Origin of the sequence: Desulfoluna sp., assembly GCF_030145185.1 — a bacterium.
Classification (GTDB): Bacteria; Desulfobacterota; Desulfobacteria; order Desulfobacterales; family Desulfolunaceae; genus Desulfoluna.
In genome coordinates, this window is the sequence record NZ_JAQYWB010000005.1 from 37,580 (window position 1) to 55,908 (window position 18,329).

Genomic DNA, 18,329 nt, shown 5'->3' on the forward strand with positions numbered 1-18,329 from the left:
ATTGGATGGATGAAAAGATACATGAAGAGATACCGAAGGAACAAACGAGCGGGATAGTTATACCAATAATGCAGAAAAAGCAACACCTTTTAGCGGAGGAAGGAAGGAAACGCACATTATTCAAACCGCCTTGAGTCCCAAGGCTTTTGAAGTAAAAGAGACGATCAGAAGAGGCCACCAGCGCCACCACAGGAGCCTCACCATAAAAAAATCTGGTCGAAACATCTCTGCTCGACCGGAGTGACCCATCCAAAATAAACCCGCTGAAATCAAATCATATTTCCATAAAAGGCCCATCTCACACCTGCAGCAGGGATCCTCTCGGCCCTTGGCCCATCCTCTTTCTCAACCCATAGAGCCCCAAAGCGATAGCTGACACCACTAATTTTAAGAAAAATAACCCGGATTCTTTCCTTAATAAGTGTAGCCGATGACATTGGGGTCGTTGGAATAGATCTTCTGAAGGGAAGCCGGATATTGGTGTGTCTCCGGTGACGGTGCCTTCCCGTTCCACCACCGGTAGAGGGACTCGTTGATCGCTTCCCCCTTGTACTGAAAGGAGCTGGCGATGCGTTCATTGTAGCCGCCCACAAGCTGGTACCCGAAATGGGGGCTGTTGCGATCCAATCCGATTCGAATAAAAAAACCGGCGTGCTGGTTGTTACTCAAGGGGTTATCCGGGACAGCATCAATCCAGGCCTTGCCCTCGGGCTGTTTATAGTTTCGCGACAGGTTAAACTGATCCACCAGACTCATCATGGTGTCCCGTTGATAAAAGACAGGAAGAGGGGTAGAGTTGAACTCGGCCCCCAGATCCGAGCCGGTAATACCGTTCCCATCGCCACCTGCCTGGAGGCATACCTGGCGTGCCTGGTGAGGCAACTTGGGACTGTAAATTCCGGTGGCCCGTTTGTAATCAAAGGAGAGATCCCCCTGGAGATCATTGGTCCCCACAATAATGTCGGTAAGCTTCCGATCGACCGAATCGATGTTGTCATATTTAAGCCGAATCACCAGCCCGTTGATACGCACCGGTTCATCCGGATTCTGCCCCATGCGCAGGTTGTCCACAGCAAAATCCCAATCCAGGTAGTTGCGGTTTCGGTACGTCCCGCTGGAGAAAAGCACCAGCTGATTATTATCCCCTTGAGCCCCATCCACCCATTTGCCACCAATTTTGTTCTTGTATTTATACATATAATTGTCGTCATCCACCCAGGGGACATAGACGGTTTGCTTGATCAAGCTATCTTCGCCGTCCCCACGATAGAGAGTATACTCTGTGGCAAGCTGCCAGGGTGAGTAGATCATGTTGCCGCCGGAGTCTTTGCCCATCTCCACACGGAACCGTTTCGAGCCCCACTTATCAGGCTGTTCATCCACACTGGGTATATTCCCTGAAAACGTCCCCCCTGGGATATCTGAGTCTTCCCAGTCTACGCGAGGATCCCCATCCTTAAAATCCCATTTTTTCAAAGGTCCGAGCAATACCAGGCTTGGGTAATCTCCCGGGTTCAAGGCCTTACGAGTGGTCAATTCGGCCGGGGATTTGTAATAATACCCCAAACGCACCTTATCCGTCTCCTGATAGACCTCCATGTAAGCGTCCATAAAAATGCGCACCGTATCGTTCTCCATGCTGACGGAGATAGGGCTGGTTTGTGCCGTAATATCAGATAAAGCGCCATCGTTCATGGGGATCACCGAGCCCTCTGCCATGCTCATAAAACAAACCGCCCAGCAAAACAGAGCACCGGCCCACATCGCGCTAAAGACCTTAGATGTCATCATAAATAATTTAGTGATAAACCCCATGGGTTCTCTCCTCTGAGATGTCAAGTGTCTCACACACATCACCTATCATCAGTGGTCTGGAATCCAGCGGGCGCTGGCCCCGGGATAATCAGGCTCATAAAGATGCCAGAAATCATACGTCACCCCGCCCACACTTTTCGATATATCGTAGAGGTCCCACCTTCCTCCTGTGGGGTTTAAATTAGGTGTGGTGGAGGGCTTGTTTAAGCTGGTATTTCCCAGCTTACTTAAGAAATCCAGTTGGCCACGCCCGATGGGGTCCCAGTCGGGCTGCCCCCAAGACGGAAGCCCATTTGAGTTCATCTCATCTGGAAGTATTCCCGCGTCATAGACATAGTTATGACGCGTTCCGTCCGAATGCATATTTTGCTCGGTGATAAGGTACTGCTCGGCTCGACCCGGAATTTCAATATAGGTTTTCTTGGCCCGCATGCCGTCGAGGATGACGCTTCCCATGGAGGGGCCAAAGTCTTTATATGGCCCCTCATCCGGAGCGGAGAGATACCCCTGAATCTCTTCCACCCGTACCGATCCGTGCCGGGGCCAGTTGATGGCCACATAACTGCGATCGTCATAATAATCGACCAACTCGCCGGCCCCTGCGTCGTAACGCTGATAGGTTCGCCCTGTTTTCACCTGAATCGTCATGGGCCGTTCTTCGATGGCGATGGCGTTGGCCCTGCCCTGATCGCGAAGCTGATAGTCATCCTCCAGCTTATAGAGCCCCCCCACCTCACCAAAATGACGTGCCGTTATCGTGTCATTATCAGTGCTCTGACCATGCTCAAAGGGCATCTTCTTCCCCCCCACAAGATCGTAAAAGCCAACCTGATTGATGTTCCCATTCATCATGTAACCGTCGTACATATTGTAATAATCCGGCCCGCCCTCATACGGAGTCTTGATAAGACTCGGGTTGATGGGGGTATCCTTGGGATCCCATTGCGTCCCGTAATACCCGTCAGGGTCGTAGGTGCTCCCCAGGTACTGGGCGGGGGCATCACTTTTAAAGTAATCCTTGGACATGTCCCCCCACTTTCCGTAGAGGTTATGGACATCCTGGTTGAAGCTCTCCCGCAAATGAACACCCTTGACCAGGGCGTTGACCGTCCCATCGAGGGCCGTTAGCTTGATTTCATCAATTGAGGATTTGCTGCGGATCTCAAGGGCGATCCCCTCCCCTGTGACATAGTTCGGGATTTCTCCTGGAGGATAGAAGCCTGTATCAAATCCTGGAATATCACCCAGGGGGTAAATCGTCACCCGCTGGCCAAAGGTTTTCATGCCTGTTATGGAAAGGGTTCCGCTGTCGACCTCAAAGGCATCCTGCGTGAATCCATTCGAACCTGGAATCCGATATTCGCTTGCTGAAAAAGAGAGCCCCATGGAGCTGTCCTGCGACATAAAAACATCGGTGCCGTTGCCCATGTTCAGGATCACGGCATGGACACCCCGTGACTCAGCATCGGTCTTATAATCAGAGGCCTTGACAAGGGTGTAATCCTTCCTTCGGTGGTCATACACATCATTTAAGCCAGTAATCAAAAAATCTGAGACCCTCACCTTGGCCGTATCCTTGACGAACCAATCTCTCTGGGGTGCCTCGTAAGCGCCCACCTCGATGGAAAGGTTCCCGTTGACTGTTCGCTCACCCGTAATATCTGCAAAAGAAATAAACTCGGTTTGTTCATCGACCTCTTTCGTGGGGTCATAATCCGGGAAAAAAGTGGACGTTCCTCCCGACCGTTGAATGGTCAGATTTTCAAAGCCAATATTCACACCTGTCCCGGCCTCAACCCCCCCCAACTCCCATTCTTTCATGGGTTCAGGGGTTGCCAGGGCCACTGACGCAAAAAAAGCGCTTAAAAAAAATACATGGGCAATAGATTGCCGGAAAACCAAGGCCGAAAAAGCCATGTCGTCCTCCCTGACTGATACAGATAACTGAAACGGTCACTGACCCTTCAACGGATAAAGAATGATGTCACGTAGAGCACCCTTCGATTTTATTCACATACCTTGTTACGCGTACCGAACATTGTTACCATTTTGGCGCATATATTTCAACCCTTTTAAGGGAACACTCATCGTCACTTAAAAAGGAACTTACGGAATATGTCGTCGGCCCCCTCTCACTTGACTCGCTGTTTATTTATAAAAATATAACATCGGAAAACAGCACCAACCTACCATAATAAAACACAATATAGCCAACCACTATCCCTTATCTGCGTCTCCCTATATCCGAAACAAACGACTGCGATGCCCCGAGGCGGGGTGAATATCACAGGATAAAAGGATACCGGCTTAACCCGTAAGGTGAAGAGTCCGTTCATCTCAATATTGAGGGATATCTCGAGCAAATTGAAGGGAAGTGGAGTACGTATAAGCCATGCTAAAAGAGATTTTACAGTTTTCCAAGCGCTAAATGTCGTGGGGCCAACCACCTGATTCTTTGACATGCTCTCAGGCGAAGGAATGTTACTGCTCAGGTGAAAATCATCCAGAATTCTGGCGCTGCTTCCGGGGGGACCTCACTTTTTTCATCCACGTGTCCAGAGGGTCCGTATGCCAGCCAGCGCCATCCCCAGCGTTAAAACCAGTTCACCTGCAGCTCAGGCGCTTGCAACGCAAGACGCAACACCTATAGCGTTTACGCGAATTCGGACGCTTTTCAGCCCGGAGCAACGCCCCCCGATGCGCATTCGCAAACCCGCTTTCAAGGTGGCGCCACCTTGCCGCCGGAGGCTGTTTTTTCTATGAGCCCAAGTTGAAAAGCGCGTCGGAAAATTTTTGCAGGTCGTCTTCGGTGTGATGGGCGGTGAGGCTGAGGCGGATGATGGCCTGGCCCATAGGGACGGTGGGAAATCGAGCGGTAAAGGCGAAATAGCCCTGTTCAAAGAGCTTTGTAACGAGATCATGGGCGCGCTCTTCGTTTCCAATCTGAACGGCGAGGATGTGGGCTTCGCCGCAGACGGTGAATCCGCGATCGGTGAGGAGCTGGGTCAGATACCGGCTGAGGTGGGCGAGATGCGCCCTCTTGTCATTGGCCTGTTCCACTTCCGAGAGGACGGCCAGGGCGGTGATGGCGTGGGCTTCGGGGAGAGCTGTGGTGTAGATAAGGGGGGAGGCGAAATTAAAAAGGTACTCCCGGTAGAGGGAGGGGAGAAGTACAAAAGCGCCGAAGAGGCCCATGGCTTTGCCGAAGGTGCCCAGGGCCACATCGGCAACATTGCGGGCGATGCCGCGGCCTCCGGTGCCCAGGGCGCCATAGGCGTGGGCTTCATCCACCACCGTTAAAAAACCGTACTTTTTTTTAAGTTCAGCAAGGGCGGCCAGGGGCGGTGTGTCGCCATCCATGCTGAAGAGGGATTCGGTCACCACCACGGAATTACCGGGGGCACTTTTCAGCCTTTTTTCCAGGTGGCTCATGCTGTTGTGGCGAAAGCCTTTAAAGGGCGCAGAGCCCAACTGCATGCCCTTGACGGTGCTGGCGTGAACGTGCTTGTCAAAGAAAAGGCTCTCGTCCGGCCCGAAGAGGGTGGAGAGGATGGCAAGGTTGGCCTGGTACCCCGAAGGAAAGAAGATCGCCTCTTCATAGCCAAAATAGGCGGCATAGGCTTTTTCTGCCTCACGGATCACGGAGGCGTTGCCCGAAACGAGCCGGGAAGACGACGAGGAGGTGCCGTAGCGCAGGAAGGCGTCGGCCGCTTTTTTACGAAGGGTCTCGGAGCGGCCCAGGGCGAGGTAATCGTTCGAAGCAAAGTTGATCAGGGTTCGCCCATCAACCGTCACCGTGCGGCTATCCCCTTCTTCCACCACCGGAGGATTCCGGTAGAGCCCCTTCTCCTTCTGGAGTGCCAGCTTCTGTCTCAATCGTTTTTCAAACATGCAAAAATCTCCTGGTAATGGGGAGTAAGGCGCGCGGCCTCAAATCGGTCGTCAAAGGGGGTGGTTCCGATAAGCAGGGAGGCGGTGAGTGTCTCACCGGAAAGCTCAGCGGTAACCGTATACGCCCAGGCATCGGAGGCTGACCCGGTGAGGGTGGCGGTCATGGTAACACCCCCCGTCACAGGCGACGCAGGAAAGGGGTATCGGGCCACCTTCATCAGAAAGGCCTGACGGCTGAAACCGGTCAGAAACCGCACATGATAGGCGGCACACTGAGCCATGGATTCCAGGAGCTCATGGGGGCGTCCGCCCAACGCCACGGATTCGGCGGTCATAAACCCATCGCCAACGGCTGAAATACAGGAAAGCTTCAAAAATGGGGTCTCAAGCATATGTTTCACTATGGCCTTCTCTGATCAAATACATAAAAACGCCTCCGGCGGCCCTGCCGGGGGCTAAACTTTTAAAAAGTTTAACAAACAGATTTTAAAAACAATGTCGGCTGGCCCAACGCTGCCCACATGCCTGATTGACCACAGCCTTTCCTCCACAGCTCATGCACTTGCGACGTACTATGCGTCTCCTTGCACTTCACGCGAATGCGGACGCTTTTCAGCCCGGAATGACGACTCCCGATGCGCATTCGCAAACCCGCTTTCGAGGTGGCACACCTCGCCGCCGGAGGCATTTTTTTTTAGGGTGTCGAGGTGTCCCCACCTCGCCAACGGCGCACCACCAGGGCGCTGTTCTGGCCTCCGAAGCCGAAATTTTCAAAAAGAAGGGTCGAGATCCCTTCGGCGCCTCGACCGCTGACCACAAAATCGAGGGTCGGGTCCAGGGGGGCCTTGAGGTGAGGGTTGGCAGGCAACACACCCTGGGTTAAGGCGGCCAGCGTCACGGCCAGCTCCACGGCCCCGCAGGCCGAAGCCAGATGCCCCAGCCATGCCTTGAGGGAGAAAATAGCTGGCCGATGACCGCCGAAGACCCGCCCAAAGAGCGCAGCCTCCATCTGATCGTTAAGGAGTGTGCCTGTTCCGTGGGCCGAGACGGCATCCACCTCCGAGGGCAACATAAAGGCTTCGTCAAGAGCCAGCCGCACCGCCTTTTCCGCCCAGGTTCCTGAAGGGTCCGGGGCGGTCATGTTGTACCCGTCCAGGGACGAACCAAAGCCAAGAATTTCTGCGTAAATCTCGGCGCCGCGCCGCTTGGCATGCTCAAGCTCCTCCAAGAGAAGAAAAGCGCCCCCCTCTCCGGGCAAAAAGCCCTGGCGCTTCGCATCAAAGGGGGCATACACGCCGGAAGGGTCCCCCTCGCTCCGATGCAGGGCCCGGGCCATCCCGTACGCAAGGAGCCCCCCCCGGTTGATCCGAGAGTCTCCGCCCCCGGCCAGAGCCGTGTCGAGATACCCGTCCCGCACCTTTCGAAATCCCTCGCCAAGGGCTGTCAGCGAGGCGGCACAAGCGCTGCCGCAGGTGTAATTCTCGCCATGAATGCCAGTGAGCCGAGAAATGGCCGAAGCGGCGGTGTTGGGAAGAAACCGCAGCATCCACAAGGCCGAAAGCCCCGCCTCGGAAATCTCACCCCCCTGGATGTTCGAAAACTCTTCCCCGACATCGAGGTTGGGGCCGCTGCCACAGAAAAGTCCGGTATCGGCCCTCTCCTTCTCCGAGAGCCCCGATCTCTCCATGGCCATCACCGCCGAGGCCACCGCAAACTGTGCCCCCCGGTTAAGATACCGCCCATCCTTGAAACGCCCGGTGTACGCCTTGAGATCGAAGTCCTCCACGGGCGCCGCCCAAAGCCCCTCTTCCCCCGTAAAGGTAAAACGAGGCGCCCCGTCAGCCAATCTCTCACCGATCTCCTGAAATCTGGCCCCCAGGGAAGAGACCACCCCAACGGACGTCACCACCACACGCCTGCGCATGTAAACTCCTTAAGTTAAGCGAAAAACGAAGAACAAAAAACGGAAAACGGAAAACGCCTCCGGCGGCAAGGTGTGCCACCTTGAAAGCGGGTTTGCGAATGCTCTACGACCGCCGGAACTCTAAGCACCTCGCGTCCGCATTCGCGTGAAGTGCGAGGGTGTGCACCGTTCCTCACAAGTACCTGATTGGCCGGTTTGCCAGGATCCACTCAAAATTTGTTGTTCACCGGGATCACTCAGACGCTGCGCCAGTTGACGTAGTCCACAATGTCTTTCACCTTAAGGACCGGCCCGTCCTCCTGGTCCGCAAGGATTTCATCCACGCGGGTCGAGGTCAGGTAGGGGTATTTCTCCATGAGGTAGGCCCGGGTATCGGTCACCTGATCACCCGGCTCACTGATATAGACCCGCAGGGTCTTTAAGAAAACCTCGTCATCGTTGACATCAATATTAAACTCAGAGCTTAAGCTCACGGCCAGTTCCAGAAGATCGATGGACTCTACCTCCAGGTCCCGGAAAAGATACGTCTCCGCCCCGATGCTTGCCGTTTCCACATCCAGAATATCAGCCAGGGTGGCCTGAATTTTTTCAAAAACCGTCATGTTAAACGTCTCACTCCATCATCATTTTGATACAAACCAAAGGGGCTCCCGCAGGGGAATCCCCGTTCGATGGGCTTAAATTTTATAAAAAAAACCGCGTGACACCGGCACACCTTTTACCGAGATACAATCACTTACAGGCCGTCAGGCCACCGTCCATGGTGATGGGGGTGGCGTTAATGGGCCTTGCAGCATCTGAAAGGAGAAAAAGCAAGGTTTCGGCCACCTCGTCAGGAGAGGCCGCCCGCCCCAGAGGTATTTTTTGCCTGACCCAAGCTTCGTTTTCGGCCATAAATGCCTCGGCGCGTCCCGACGCGACGTAACCAGGCCTCAAAATGGCGGTGGTCACGCCTTTTTTGGCCATCTCAATGCCGATGCCCTGATAAAGGGCTTCGCACGCCTTTTTGGAGGCGGCGTAAAAGCCCTGCCCCCCGTTCTGAAGAAACGCGGCGGTCGATGAAAGATAGAGCATCCGGCCAAAACGCCTGGCCACCATGCGGCGTGCCGCCCATTTGATGAGGGCGGAACGACCCGTGACATTTTCATGAAAATAGCGCCCCACCTCTTCCGGGGATGCGGTGGCCACAAGGCTCTCCAGATTGCCGTGGGCAAAATCCACGAAGTAGTCCGGCCCCCCTTCTGAAAACCGGGCGTCCACGTCAGAAAAACCATCAGGGTCCAGGGCCTTTCCCAGGTCAAAAAAACACGGGGTGGTCTGCATCGTGCCCGGGGTGTCCTGAATCCTCTTTTTTCCCTCTTCCGAACGAAACGTCAGCACGGCCTCAAGCCCGGCCTCCGCAAGAAGCGGAAAAAGGGCCAGGGCCATCTCACAGCTTCCGCCCACAACCAGCACGGTTTTTCCGGTAAACTTCATCTGATCACCATCTCTCCGGTCACCGCCGGTTTATCGCCATGAAAGAGCTTGCAGGAGGCCCGCCCTTTGTCAAAATGGACCTGATACGCATAGGTACCGGGGGGAATAAACCGACGAAACCTGAAATTCTTTGCCTCCAGGGGGCGATGCCCCGCCTCCTGGAGCCGTGCGGCAAACGCTTCCACCACGAGGCTCCCCGGCACCACGGGAGTCCCCGGGAAATGCCCCTTGTAAAGGGGATCGGTACCGTCAAAGACAAAATGTCCAGACAAAGGGGCGGTCATCACACCTCTCCCACGCTGAGACCGGCATCGGCCACCATCTTCATATCGTCTTCCAGGGAGCGCCCGGCAGTGGTGAGATAATTCCCCACCATAAGGCCATCGGCCCCGGCGGAAAAAAGCCAGGACTGGAAGTCCCTCAAGGTCACTTCCCGGCCACCGCAGACGGTAATCCTCTTCTCCGGGGCAATAATTCGAAACAGGGCCACTGATTTCAAGGCATCTAAGGCAGGCATCAGGGGGCGATTTGCCATGCGGGTCCCCGCCACCGGCGTAAGAAAATTGATGGGAAGGGTATCGGCGTTAAGCCCTTTCAGGGTGAGGGCCAGCTCCACGCGCTGGGCCCAGCTCTCTCCCATGCCAAGGATGCCGCCGGAACAGACGCCGAATCCCAGCTCTGCCGCCAGTTGAACCGTTTCGATGTCTTCATCGTAGGTGTGGGTGGTGCAGATGGCGTCGAAATGACTGCGGGAGGTCTCCAGGTTATGATGGTAGCGCCCCAAACCGCTTGAACGAAGCCGCTCGCCCCGTTTGGCGTCCAGCATCCCCAGGGATCCGCAGAGGGTGAGATCGGTCTCTTTTCGGAGACGCTCCACCACACGGCAGACCCGATCGATTTCCGCATCGTTGAGGCTGTGCCCACTGGTGACGATCCCGAAACGGGTGGCCCCGGCCCGGGCCATGGCAAGGCCGCGTTCCACCAGGGTCTCTTCATCCATCAGGGGATAAATATCCACCCCTGTCTCATGGCTTGCCGACTGGGCGCAAAACGCACAATCCTGGGAGCACTTGCCCGATTTGGCGTTCACGATGGAGCAGAGGAAGACCGAATCTCCCTGGCGCTCCCGCCGCCTGATCTGAGCCGCTTCAAGCAAAGGCAACAGCGCCTCAGTGCCCACCCCGGCCAGGGCCAGGGCTTCGGTTTCACTCACCTCATAAGAAGGGTCGACAATCAATTTTCGTATGAATTCATGGGTCTGCATGGATGGTCCCTGCCTCCGGCGGCGAGGTAAGCCACCTCGAAAGCGGGCTGCCAGAGCGGGGGATACCTCAATCGCAATGATGATAATAACGTTGCAACAAATCAAAGAGACGAAAAACAAAAATGCTTCGTTTCACGAATCTTATTTGCATCTAAAGGGCACGTTATACAGCCATATCAGCCCACCTGTCAACCCTACCTCGAATCATGGTTGACAGGACAATAACGAAAAACAATCGTCGTTATTGTCCGGCAAACACCCTCATGCAAGGGATCGTGGAGAGACAAAATGACAGGCTTTCCCGGAGATCGGATCGGTAAAAAGAACCTCTTTGGCCAAGAGTTTCAAGGGATTTTCGTAGTCGGGAGGGGCCTCCTCTAAAAGGATCGGATAGAGGCGGTCGTTTGCGATAGGTGCGCCGATGGCACACATATGAAGCCGGATCTGATGCTTTTTCCCGGTGAGGGGGCAAATGCGGTAGAGCCCTCCCTTTCCGCGGGGGGAGAGGCACTCAAGGGTGGACATGGCATTGGGGGTGCCAGCCTCAACTTTCATACGAAACCACGGATCCCCGGAAACCAGGCGATTCTCCACGTGAAAAGGGCCTTCGGTCTCCGGCCGACTTAAGGAGAGGGCCTCATAGACCTTGCTCACCTTCCGATCCATAAAAAGGCTCTGATAAAGGCCCCGGCTCTTTTTCTGCCGAGAAAAGAGAACCAGCCCCGCCGTCTCTCGGTCGATACGGTTCACGGGGGCAAGGTCCGGCGTATCGAACCGCTTTCTCAGACGGGCCAGCAGGGTCTCGTTCACAAACTTCCCAGACGGAATCACCGGCAGAAAATGAGGTTTGCAGGCGACGATCAGGTGGTCATCGGCATAGATCACCTCCTCGACAAAAGGAACGGGCTCCTCATACGCCACCTCTCGAAAATAATGAAGCACCATCATGGGAGAGACCCGGGTCGCATGGGAGAGTGGCCTCCCCTGTGCGTCGGTCACCAGGCCTCCGTCCAGACGCGAGGCCCAGATATCAAGAGGAATCGTCGGAAAGCGCGTCTCCAAAAAAGCCAGGATCGGCGTGCCCTCAGGAATCGCCTCCCCCACCGTCACCGTGGACGCAAAAGGACTCCGACTCATGGGGTTTCCACTCCCATGGCCCGCAGCATGGGGGACAGACGCTGTGCCATGGCTTCGGATTCCGTTTCGATGCAGCACATGCGCCCGATGGCAGCCACAGGGCGGATACCGGTGATACGGGCCACCGCCTCCATATGCTCGGCGATCATCACGGGTTCCGTGGACCCATCCCGGTCGATGAACACCACAAAGGGCTGGGTGATCCCCCTGGAAGCCATGGCTTCCAGGGTAAGAAGAGTGTGGTTGATGGTGCCCAGGCCGGCCCGTGCCGCCACGACATGGACAAATTTCTCTTCGGCCAGGAGATCAATCACGTTCAATCGTTCGGTCACCGGCACCAGAGCACCACCGGCACCCTCCACGACCAGGGGACGTCCCAGGGCTCTCTTCTCTTTAATAAACGTCTTAAACGCTTCCGGGTCGATCTTCTTGCCCTCCTCACGAGCCGCAAAGTAAGGCGCTTTGGCTTCCCGAAAGCAATAAAGGACAGAATCTTTGGGTTCATCACGCCCCCCCATCAGGGTCAAAACAAAAGAGGGATCACTGTAGGGATGAGTGGGGCTGTGGCAACCGGTCTGAAAGGGCTTCAGGTAGAGGGGATCCAAGCCATTGGCGCGCAAAATTTTCATCACCAGAAGGGAAAGAACACTCTTTCCGACGTCGGTATCGGTTCCGGTGATGCAAATATCTCGAATGGGGGACATGACAGTCTCCAGATCGCAGGTTAATAACGGGGATACGCCCGAAATACGAACAGTCCGCAGTCCTGGGCACCCTGAAAAAAGAATGTGCATAGTGGTACTATGAACCCAGGTTTATTTCAATCATCCGCACCGGTCATCGCACCAGATTCACACAAAAAAGGCTCGTACACAAAATAAATTGACCAAATAAAAACCCCCACAGGGCATCACTCATTTATAAAAAAGACAAAGGCTCAGGAAGCATGACATCCGGCTTGCGCAGAGAGATCCGCAGTGATATGAAGTGTACATTGTTAAAAGAACGCTGCAAAAGCCCTGCCATTGGGACTTTTTACCCCGATTCTCACTGGAGCATACCCTTTATGGCTGGTAATATTCTACGCACACTTCTGTATTCTGTCCCCAATACCATCAGCCTCTTCAGGCTCGCCTGTTCCCCGGTGATTCTCTGGTTCGCCTGGACCGGAGAGGAGCGCCCCTTCCTGGCCTTTCTCACCTCAGCCCTGGTGTCGGATTTTTTTGATGGCTCCATCGCGCGCCTGCTGAAGCACACCACAGAGCTGGGCGCCAAACTCGACAGCATGGCCGATTTCCTTCTGGCCCTTGCCGTTTTGCCCTGCATCTGGTGGCTCTGGCCCCATCTCCTCGACACCGAACTTCCCTACTTTATGCTGATTCTGGTGGGCAGCTTTGCCCAGCTTACCTGCGGCTACGTCAAATTCGGGAGGACCCCAAGCTACCACACCTGGACCGCCAAAAGCGCCACCCTGCTGCTCTCCATCTCCCTGATTGTCCTTCTCTATACCCAAGACGTCAGCGCACCCTTTCGGTTCTCCGCCATGCTTCACCTGGCCTCCACCGTGGAGTCCATCCTCATCACCCTGATCCTCCCCACATGGAACTACAACGTCCACTCCCTCTGGCACGCACTGGAACTGACGAAAGACTAAAAGCACCTCCGTCGGCCCTGCCGTGGGCTAAACTTTTGCCTGATTTTATAGTAACTATTCAGCTCTTAAAAGGCTGCCTCCGGCGGCGAGGTGTGCCACCTCGAAAGCTGGTTTGCGAATGCGCATCGGAAGGCGTCTCTTGAGGCTGCAATGCGTCCGCATTCGCCCGGAGAGTGGAGGTCGGCAACGTGGGCCGCATGGGCGTGAGCTGGCGGCTTTTCACTGACGACTCATGGGTTGACATTAACCGGAATAACTCTGGCGTAGTTAACAAAAAAACTGTTTGGCAACCTTTTCAAAAGGTTGGCCCCCGGCAGAGCCGCCGGAGGCATAAACTGAATAGTTACAAATAGACTATTGCCCACGGGCGCAGCCCGTCAGCGAATGTGATCGACCTGAGGAACGAAGGTCGGGAGCATTCGCGAACCTGGGGTGCAGGGGATTTGTCCCCTGCCCGCCGGAGGCACGCTCTTGACGTTTCCTCTGTGGTTCACCCAGCTTTGACCACAGAAAGGCTGTTTTTAAGCGATAGCCTTCAGGCGCCTGAAAACCGGGCTCTCACCCGCAGCAGGAAGGCTCGGGTCACATAGACCGCCACCTTGGGACTCAGCCGGATAAAAAGGCGGGTAAAGGTTTCCGAGGGTGGGTTATACAAGGGATTCTCCTGAAGGGTAATGGCCCCTTCCGGGCAGACAGAGAGGCAGGCGGCGCAGCCGATGCACCGGGTGGGGTCGTAGAGGTGCTCTTTTTTAGAGATGGAGTGGGCCTTGGTGTTGCAGGCCCGAAGGCAGCGGCCGCAGTTCGTGCAGGCCGTGACATCCACCACCGCCTTAAACCGGGGTTCTGCCATGAGGGCCATGCCGCCGAAGTGGTTGATGGTCTCCAGGCCGTGGCAGCAGCAGTCACAGCAGGTGCAGATGGCGTTGGGGCTTTCGTGGGACACGTTGGCGGTCATTAAGACGAGGTTTCTCGCCCACCGCTCCTTGATCACCGCCCGCATCTCATCACGGGTGACATGGTATCCGGTGCCCTGGGGGACCACCCCTTCGGCAAAGGAGCCAAAGAGCAGGCAGCCGTCCTCGACCCGAGCCCGTTTGCAGGAGCCCCCGGAAAAAGCGACAGATTGACGGCACTGGCAAACATTCAGCACGGCAAAGGTGTCGTGGGCGGCGAGGAGCTTCTCCACCAGATCCGCGTCCGCCACGGCCTGCTGGTTTTCCACATGCTCTTCAATGGGAATGTTGCGAATGGAGGGAGCCTTGACCCAGCCGAGGAAATCCTTCACATATCCCGTGCTGAAGAGGTGGGTAATGCGATCCCCAAACCCCCGGTGCATGGGCGTCTCTTTGCCATTCATAAGAAAATACTCAAAAATCCCGGGGATCAAGGGCATCAGCGAATATCCGGACGTCCCCCCGAAAATAACCCGCCTCCTTGCGAGACTCTCCAGCACGGGAAGGGCCTCAGCCGCAGGCACCCCCGCCCGCTTGGCAACCCGGCTCATTTTCTTGGGCAGATACGAAGGAAGCCCCAGGACCACCCGGGCCTCTTCCGGGGTAAACAGATGGCAGACCAAGGCCCGCAGCTCCTCACCCATGGGCGGACCGATGAGCCAGACCGAGCTGAAACGCTCGGCCAATTTCTCCTGATATTTGTCTGCGGTGACGTTCTCGCGGGTCAACATAAATGAAGAATCTCCAAATTCACATAAAATTTTGCCTTTACTCAACCAGCCATTCAAGGGCACACTCAGATCGTTCGTGTACCATCCATATCGACCAAAATCAACGCAAGGTCATCCCATGCGCTGCCGGCAACACCTCAAGGAGACCCCATGATCCGGCTTACCGATCCGCAACGACACTTCTTCTCTCTGGTCAGTGAAGCGATCTACGCCAACCCCTTTGCTGAGGAGCGAGAAGCCATAGACACCCGCATTGCAGGCCTCTTCCCCGGAACCCGCGTGGAAAACCTCATCAATGAAACCATCCGGGAAGTAAGCACCCGCCTGGAGGCGCTGGATCCGTCGGGGCTGCCCCGCATCGACCGAATGAAAAATAAAGATCAGACCCTCGTTGAGAACGCGTTGGTTTTTGAGTTTTTTTACCTCTTTCGGGAACGCTTCGATGCCCTCATACACCGGCAGATAGAGGCCGGGGACACGTCCCTGACCGTGCCCTTTGCCGATGAGGCGCACACTTTTTTTCAGGCTCGGGGGTTCACCACCGACCAATTCTGCCACTACATGGCCCTGTGCTATCAACTCCGGCGCGCCTTTTTTCTCATCCGAGACTCTCTCGTGGGGGAGAGCCGGGCCATGAGACACCTGAGGCGTGACCTCTGGAACAATATCTTTACCCATGACATTGGCCTTTACGCCCGGTACCTGATCAACCGCATGGAAGATTTCTCCACCCTGCTCCTGGGGGAGACCGGAACAGGCAAGGGGACGGCAGCCATCGCCATCGGCCGAAGCGGCTACATCCCCTTCGACCCCGTCCGAAAAACCTTTACCGAAAGCTTTACCCGGACCTTTGTCTCCCTCAACCTCTCTCAGTACCCGGAGGCCCTGCTGGAGTCCGAGCTCTTCGGTCATAAAAAAGGAGCATTTACAGGGGCCGTAGAAGATCACAAAGGGGTGCTGGAACGATGCAGCCCCCACGGGGCCATCCTTTTAGACGAGTTGGGCGAGATCGCCCCCCACACCCAGATCAAGCTCCTGCAAGTGCTTCAGGAGCGGCTCTTCACCCCGGTGGGCAGCCACATGAAGACGCGGTTCAACGGTCGGGTGATCGCCGCAACCAACCGCCCCTTCGAAGAGATTACGGGAAGCGAAGGATTCCGGGACGACTTCTTCTACAGGCTCTGCTCGGATATCATCACCGTCCCCCCACTGCGGGTCCGTATCGAAGAAGATCCGGCAGAGCTGGGAGCCCTTTTGAACCATACCGTCACGCGCATGGTGGGCAAAGAGTCCCCCGAGTACACGGCCATGGTCCGGGAGGTGATCGACCGACAGCTCGGCACGCACTATCCCTGGCCCGGCAACGTGCGCGAGCTGGAGCAATGCACTCGAAGGGTCCTGATCAAAAAGAGCTACCTGCTTCCCCACCAAACCGAAGACACCTCCCTGACCGAGCGCCTCACCCGAGGGATTCGAAGCGGTGAAACCAACCTCAAAGAACTCACCGGCGGCTACTGCACCATGCTCTACAAACGCCACGGGACCTACGGTGACGTGGCCCGCATCACAGGACTCGACCGGCGCACGGCGAAGAAATATATTGAAACATTCAACCAGGATCAGACCCACTGAACAAAACCTGCCTCCGGCGGCAAGGTGGCGAAGCCACTGTAGCAAAAACCACCTTGAAAGCGGGTTGCAACATCCGTCGTGAAGTCATAAGCCACGGAATCGTTTTTACAATACGATCTTTTCCCGCCGGGCCAGCATGCGCTGTTTCTCTTCCAGACGGCGAGCCCTTCGGTAGCGGGCCTCTTCATTTCGGCGTTCGTCGTCTGGGGTCTCCAGAATTAAGGGGGGAAGTTTCCTGACCTCGGCCCCTTGATCATAAAGGGCCACAAAGGTGAGGTAAGCGCTTCCCACGTGTTTCTTCTCACCGGTCAGCAGGTTTTCCCCCTCCACACACACCCCGATCTCCATAGAGGTGCTCCCCACCATATTGAGACTTGCCTTCAGGGTGAGCAGCTCGCCGATATACATAGGCACAAAAAAATCCATGCGATCAATGGACGCGGTCACGCAGATGGTCCGCGCATAACGCACTCCCACCACCCCGGCGGCGTTGTCAATGTACTTCATAATCACGCCGCCGTGGACGTTTCCAGCGGGGTTGGCATCCTGGGGCAACATCAGATGAGAAAGGACAACACGGGTTTCTGAAACAGGGCGTCCCTGCATAACGACTCCTTGAATGAATGATAAAAGTGTGATGTTTATGGTGGGCTGTCCGTGAGACGACCATGACAAAAGAAGGGAACTCAAAGGCCTGCGAATCGTTGAAATACCACGTTATCAACCGACACAGGAAAAAGCAGGACCCCGAAAGGCTCGCCCGCCAGTGGCATGGATCATAAAACGCAGATTACCACAACAGAAACGATGTCAACACTCTTAAAGGAACACCCGTGATTCAAAACAGCTTTATTCATATGCAAGGGGTGGGCAAAGCCACCGAAGAGGCGCTCTGGCGACAGGGAATCACCGACTGGTCACGTTTCGAAGAGGCCTGCGCCAGGGGGACGAAGTTTCCCAGGGCGGGTACCGTGCTTCAAAGTATCAAAACATCACGCCACCACTATGACCGGGGTGACCTGCTTTTCTTCGAGGCCGGGCTGCCCGCCGGAGAGGCCTGGCGCCTCTTTCCAGGCTTTCAGAAACGCACCTGCTACTTAGACATCGAAACCACGGGAGACGGGCCCTGGTGCGACATCACCACCATCGCCCTCTACGATGGTCAACGCGTCTCCACCTACGTCAACGGAGAGAACCTCGCTGACTTTAAAGAAGCGATTAAAGCATACTCCACCGTGGTCACTTACAACGGAAAATCTTTTGATATTCCGGTCATCCGAAGGGTCCTGGGGATCCCCATGGAAATGGCCCACATCGACCTCCGGTATGTTCTGGGAAGCCTGGGCATTAAAGGGGGCCTGAAACGGTGCGAGGAGATCCTCGGCATGGGCCGTACCGACCTGGCCGGCGTGGATGGATCCTCTGCGGTGGTGATGTGGAACCATTACAAGAGGACCGGCGACCGGCGCTACCTCGAAACCCTCCTCGCCTATAACGTGGCGGACACCATCAACATGGAACCCCTGCTGGTGGAAGCCTGCCGCATACGCAGGGACACCATCCCAGAGGGCGTTCGGTTCACTCTTTCCGGCACAAAACGACCTGAAAACCCTCACATCCCTGACCATGGAGTCATAGAGGAGATGCGACAACTGCACAGTCACCCCAAAGGGAACCTGTGGTAAATATTTAGAATTCAAAGCATCCGTTGTCAGATGCAGTCAACAGGGAATTGGAAAGCCTCTCCAAAAGGGTGTCAGTAAAAAAAACATGCGTATTTCCTGTAACACTCTTGATATTCATTAAAATTACCCATATAAAGTATAACTGTTTTGTACGCAATCCCTGAAGC

At 55.4% G+C, this 18,329-nt stretch carries 16 protein-coding genes; 3 read left to right on the forward strand and 13 right to left on the reverse strand.

Features of this window, described 5'->3' with window-relative positions; translation table 11 throughout:
- Nucleotides 1-414: 414 nt before the first annotated feature.
- The 11 genes from Q1Q75_RS02240 to bioD all read right to left on the reverse strand — a co-directional run bounded on the left by Q1Q75_RS02240 (nt 415) and on the right by bioD (nt 12,211).
- Nucleotides 415-1,815: a hypothetical protein gene (locus tag Q1Q75_RS02240; protein WP_300667386.1), complete on the reverse strand. Its 1,401-nt coding sequence runs from the start codon at nt 1,813-1,815 to the stop codon at nt 415-417.
- A 48-nt stretch (nt 1,816-1,863) separates the two neighbouring features.
- Nucleotides 1,864-3,732 (reverse strand): hypothetical protein, encoded by a 1,869-nt coding sequence (locus Q1Q75_RS02245; RefSeq protein WP_300667387.1) that lies wholly within the window; start codon nt 3,730-3,732, stop codon nt 1,864-1,866.
- 840 nt (nt 3,733-4,572) lie between these two features.
- Nucleotides 4,573-5,706 (reverse strand): 8-amino-7-oxononanoate synthase, encoded by a 1,134-nt coding sequence (locus tag Q1Q75_RS02250; protein WP_300667388.1) that lies wholly within the window; start codon nt 5,704-5,706, stop codon nt 4,573-4,575.
- Entirely contained in the window at nt 5,688-6,107 is a 420-nt protein-coding gene (locus Q1Q75_RS02255; protein WP_300667389.1) for a hypothetical protein, read from the reverse strand. Before Q1Q75_RS02255 ends, Q1Q75_RS02250 begins: the two co-directional genes overlap by 19 nt.
- Nucleotides 6,108-6,400: 293 nt before the next feature.
- Nucleotides 6,401-7,630 carry a beta-ketoacyl synthase gene (locus tag Q1Q75_RS02260; protein ID WP_300667390.1) on the reverse strand — a complete coding sequence of 410 codons (1,230 nt, stop codon included), beginning with the start codon at nt 7,628-7,630 and terminating at the stop codon, nt 6,401-6,403.
- 236 nt (nt 7,631-7,866) lie between these two features.
- On the reverse strand, nt 7,867-8,232 hold the full coding sequence (locus Q1Q75_RS02265; RefSeq protein WP_300667391.1) for an acyl carrier protein: 366 nt from the start codon (nt 8,230-8,232) through the stop codon (nt 7,867-7,869).
- Nucleotides 8,233-8,362: 130 nt separating this feature from the next.
- Nucleotides 8,363-9,106: an SDR family oxidoreductase gene (locus Q1Q75_RS02270; RefSeq protein WP_300667392.1), complete on the reverse strand. Its 744-nt coding sequence runs from the start codon at nt 9,104-9,106 to the stop codon at nt 8,363-8,365.
- The gene (locus Q1Q75_RS02275; RefSeq protein ID WP_300667393.1) at nt 9,103-9,390 is read right to left on the reverse strand and encodes a hypothetical protein; all 288 of its coding nucleotides are present in this window, start codon (nt 9,388-9,390) and stop codon (nt 9,103-9,105) included. The genes Q1Q75_RS02270 and Q1Q75_RS02275 overlap by 4 nt, the downstream gene beginning before the upstream one ends.
- Nucleotides 9,390-10,370, reverse strand: coding sequence for a biotin synthase BioB (gene bioB, locus Q1Q75_RS02280; RefSeq protein ID WP_300667394.1), 981 nt, complete (start codon nt 10,368-10,370; stop codon nt 9,390-9,392). Before bioB ends, Q1Q75_RS02275 begins: the two co-directional genes overlap by 1 nt.
- 261 nt (nt 10,371-10,631) lie before the next feature.
- Nucleotides 10,632-11,507 carry a pseudouridine synthase gene (locus tag Q1Q75_RS02285; RefSeq protein WP_300667395.1) on the reverse strand — a complete coding sequence of 292 codons (876 nt, stop codon included), beginning with the start codon at nt 11,505-11,507 and terminating at the stop codon, nt 10,632-10,634.
- Complete coding sequence (bioD, locus tag Q1Q75_RS02290; protein ID WP_300667396.1) at nt 11,504-12,211, reverse strand: dethiobiotin synthase; 708 nt, start codon at nt 12,209-12,211, stop codon at nt 11,504-11,506. The genes Q1Q75_RS02285 and bioD overlap by 4 nt, the downstream gene beginning before the upstream one ends.
- Nucleotides 12,212-12,573: 362 nt before the next feature.
- On the opposite strand from bioD, the gene Q1Q75_RS02295 reads away from it, so the two are divergent.
- Nucleotides 12,574-13,161 (forward strand): CDP-alcohol phosphatidyltransferase family protein, encoded by a 588-nt coding sequence (locus Q1Q75_RS02295; RefSeq protein WP_300667397.1) that lies wholly within the window; start codon nt 12,574-12,576, stop codon nt 13,159-13,161.
- A 535-nt stretch (nt 13,162-13,696) separates the two neighbouring features.
- Here Q1Q75_RS02295 and Q1Q75_RS02300 read toward each other — a convergent pair.
- Nucleotides 13,697-14,845, reverse strand: a complete 1,149-nt coding sequence (locus Q1Q75_RS02300) for a 4Fe-4S dicluster domain-containing protein (RefSeq protein WP_300667398.1) — start codon at nt 14,843-14,845, stop codon at nt 13,697-13,699.
- 150 nt (nt 14,846-14,995) lie between these two features.
- Here Q1Q75_RS02300 and Q1Q75_RS02305 point away from each other — a divergent pair, with 150 nt between their 5' ends.
- Nucleotides 14,996-16,477 carry a sigma 54-interacting transcriptional regulator gene (locus tag Q1Q75_RS02305; protein WP_300667399.1) on the forward strand — a complete coding sequence of 494 codons (1,482 nt, stop codon included), beginning with the start codon at nt 14,996-14,998 and terminating at the stop codon, nt 16,475-16,477.
- Between the two features lie 105 nt (nt 16,478-16,582).
- Here the strand turns inward: Q1Q75_RS02305 and Q1Q75_RS02310 are convergent, their stop codons facing one another.
- Nucleotides 16,583-17,083 carry an acyl-CoA thioesterase gene (locus tag Q1Q75_RS02310; RefSeq protein ID WP_300667400.1) on the reverse strand — a complete coding sequence of 167 codons (501 nt, stop codon included), beginning with the start codon at nt 17,081-17,083 and terminating at the stop codon, nt 16,583-16,585.
- Between the two features lie 227 nt (nt 17,084-17,310).
- Between Q1Q75_RS02310 and Q1Q75_RS02315 the strand changes: the two genes are divergently transcribed.
- Complete coding sequence (locus Q1Q75_RS02315) at nt 17,311-18,162, forward strand: ribonuclease H-like domain-containing protein (RefSeq protein ID WP_300667401.1); 852 nt, start codon at nt 17,311-17,313, stop codon at nt 18,160-18,162.
- Nucleotides 18,163-18,329: the final 167 nt, after the last annotated feature.

What these genes read in the sequence shown, in the direction of transcription:
- Q1Q75_RS02240 (WP_300667386.1), bottom strand. Translation starts at nt 1,815, where the DNA reads ATGGGGTTTATCACTAAATTATTTATGATGACATCTAAGGTCTTTAGC.
- Q1Q75_RS02245 (WP_300667387.1), bottom strand. Translation starts at nt 3,732, where the DNA reads ATGGCTTTTTCGGCCTTGGTTTTCCGGCAATCTATTGCCCATGTATTT.
- Q1Q75_RS02250 (WP_300667388.1), bottom strand. Translation starts at nt 5,706, where the DNA reads ATGTTTGAAAAACGATTGAGACAGAAGCTGGCACTCCAGAAGGAGAAG.
- Q1Q75_RS02260 (WP_300667390.1), bottom strand. Translation starts at nt 7,630, where the DNA reads ATGCGCAGGCGTGTGGTGGTGACGTCCGTTGGGGTGGTCTCTTCCCTG.
- Q1Q75_RS02265 (WP_300667391.1), bottom strand. Translation starts at nt 8,232, where the DNA reads ATGACGGTTTTTGAAAAAATTCAGGCCACCCTGGCTGATATTCTGGAT.
- Q1Q75_RS02270 (WP_300667392.1), bottom strand. Translation starts at nt 9,106, where the DNA reads ATGAAGTTTACCGGAAAAACCGTGCTGGTTGTGGGCGGAAGCTGTGAG.
- Q1Q75_RS02275 (WP_300667393.1), bottom strand. Translation starts at nt 9,390, where the DNA reads ATGACCGCCCCTTTGTCTGGACATTTTGTCTTTGACGGTACCGATCCC.
- bioB (WP_300667394.1), bottom strand. Translation starts at nt 10,370, where the DNA reads ATGCAGACCCATGAATTCATACGAAAATTGATTGTCGACCCTTCTTAT.
- Q1Q75_RS02285 (WP_300667395.1), bottom strand. Translation starts at nt 11,507, where the DNA reads ATGAGTCGGAGTCCTTTTGCGTCCACGGTGACGGTGGGGGAGGCGATT.
- bioD (WP_300667396.1), bottom strand. Translation starts at nt 12,211, where the DNA reads ATGTCCCCCATTCGAGATATTTGCATCACCGGAACCGATACCGACGTC.
- Q1Q75_RS02295 (WP_300667397.1), top strand. Translation starts at nt 12,574, where the DNA reads ATGGCTGGTAATATTCTACGCACACTTCTGTATTCTGTCCCCAATACC.
- Q1Q75_RS02300 (WP_300667398.1), bottom strand. Translation starts at nt 14,845, where the DNA reads ATGTTGACCCGCGAGAACGTCACCGCAGACAAATATCAGGAGAAATTG.
- Q1Q75_RS02305 (WP_300667399.1), top strand. Translation starts at nt 14,996, where the DNA reads ATGATCCGGCTTACCGATCCGCAACGACACTTCTTCTCTCTGGTCAGT.
- Q1Q75_RS02310 (WP_300667400.1), bottom strand. Translation starts at nt 17,083, where the DNA reads ATGCAGGGACGCCCTGTTTCAGAAACCCGTGTTGTCCTTTCTCATCTG.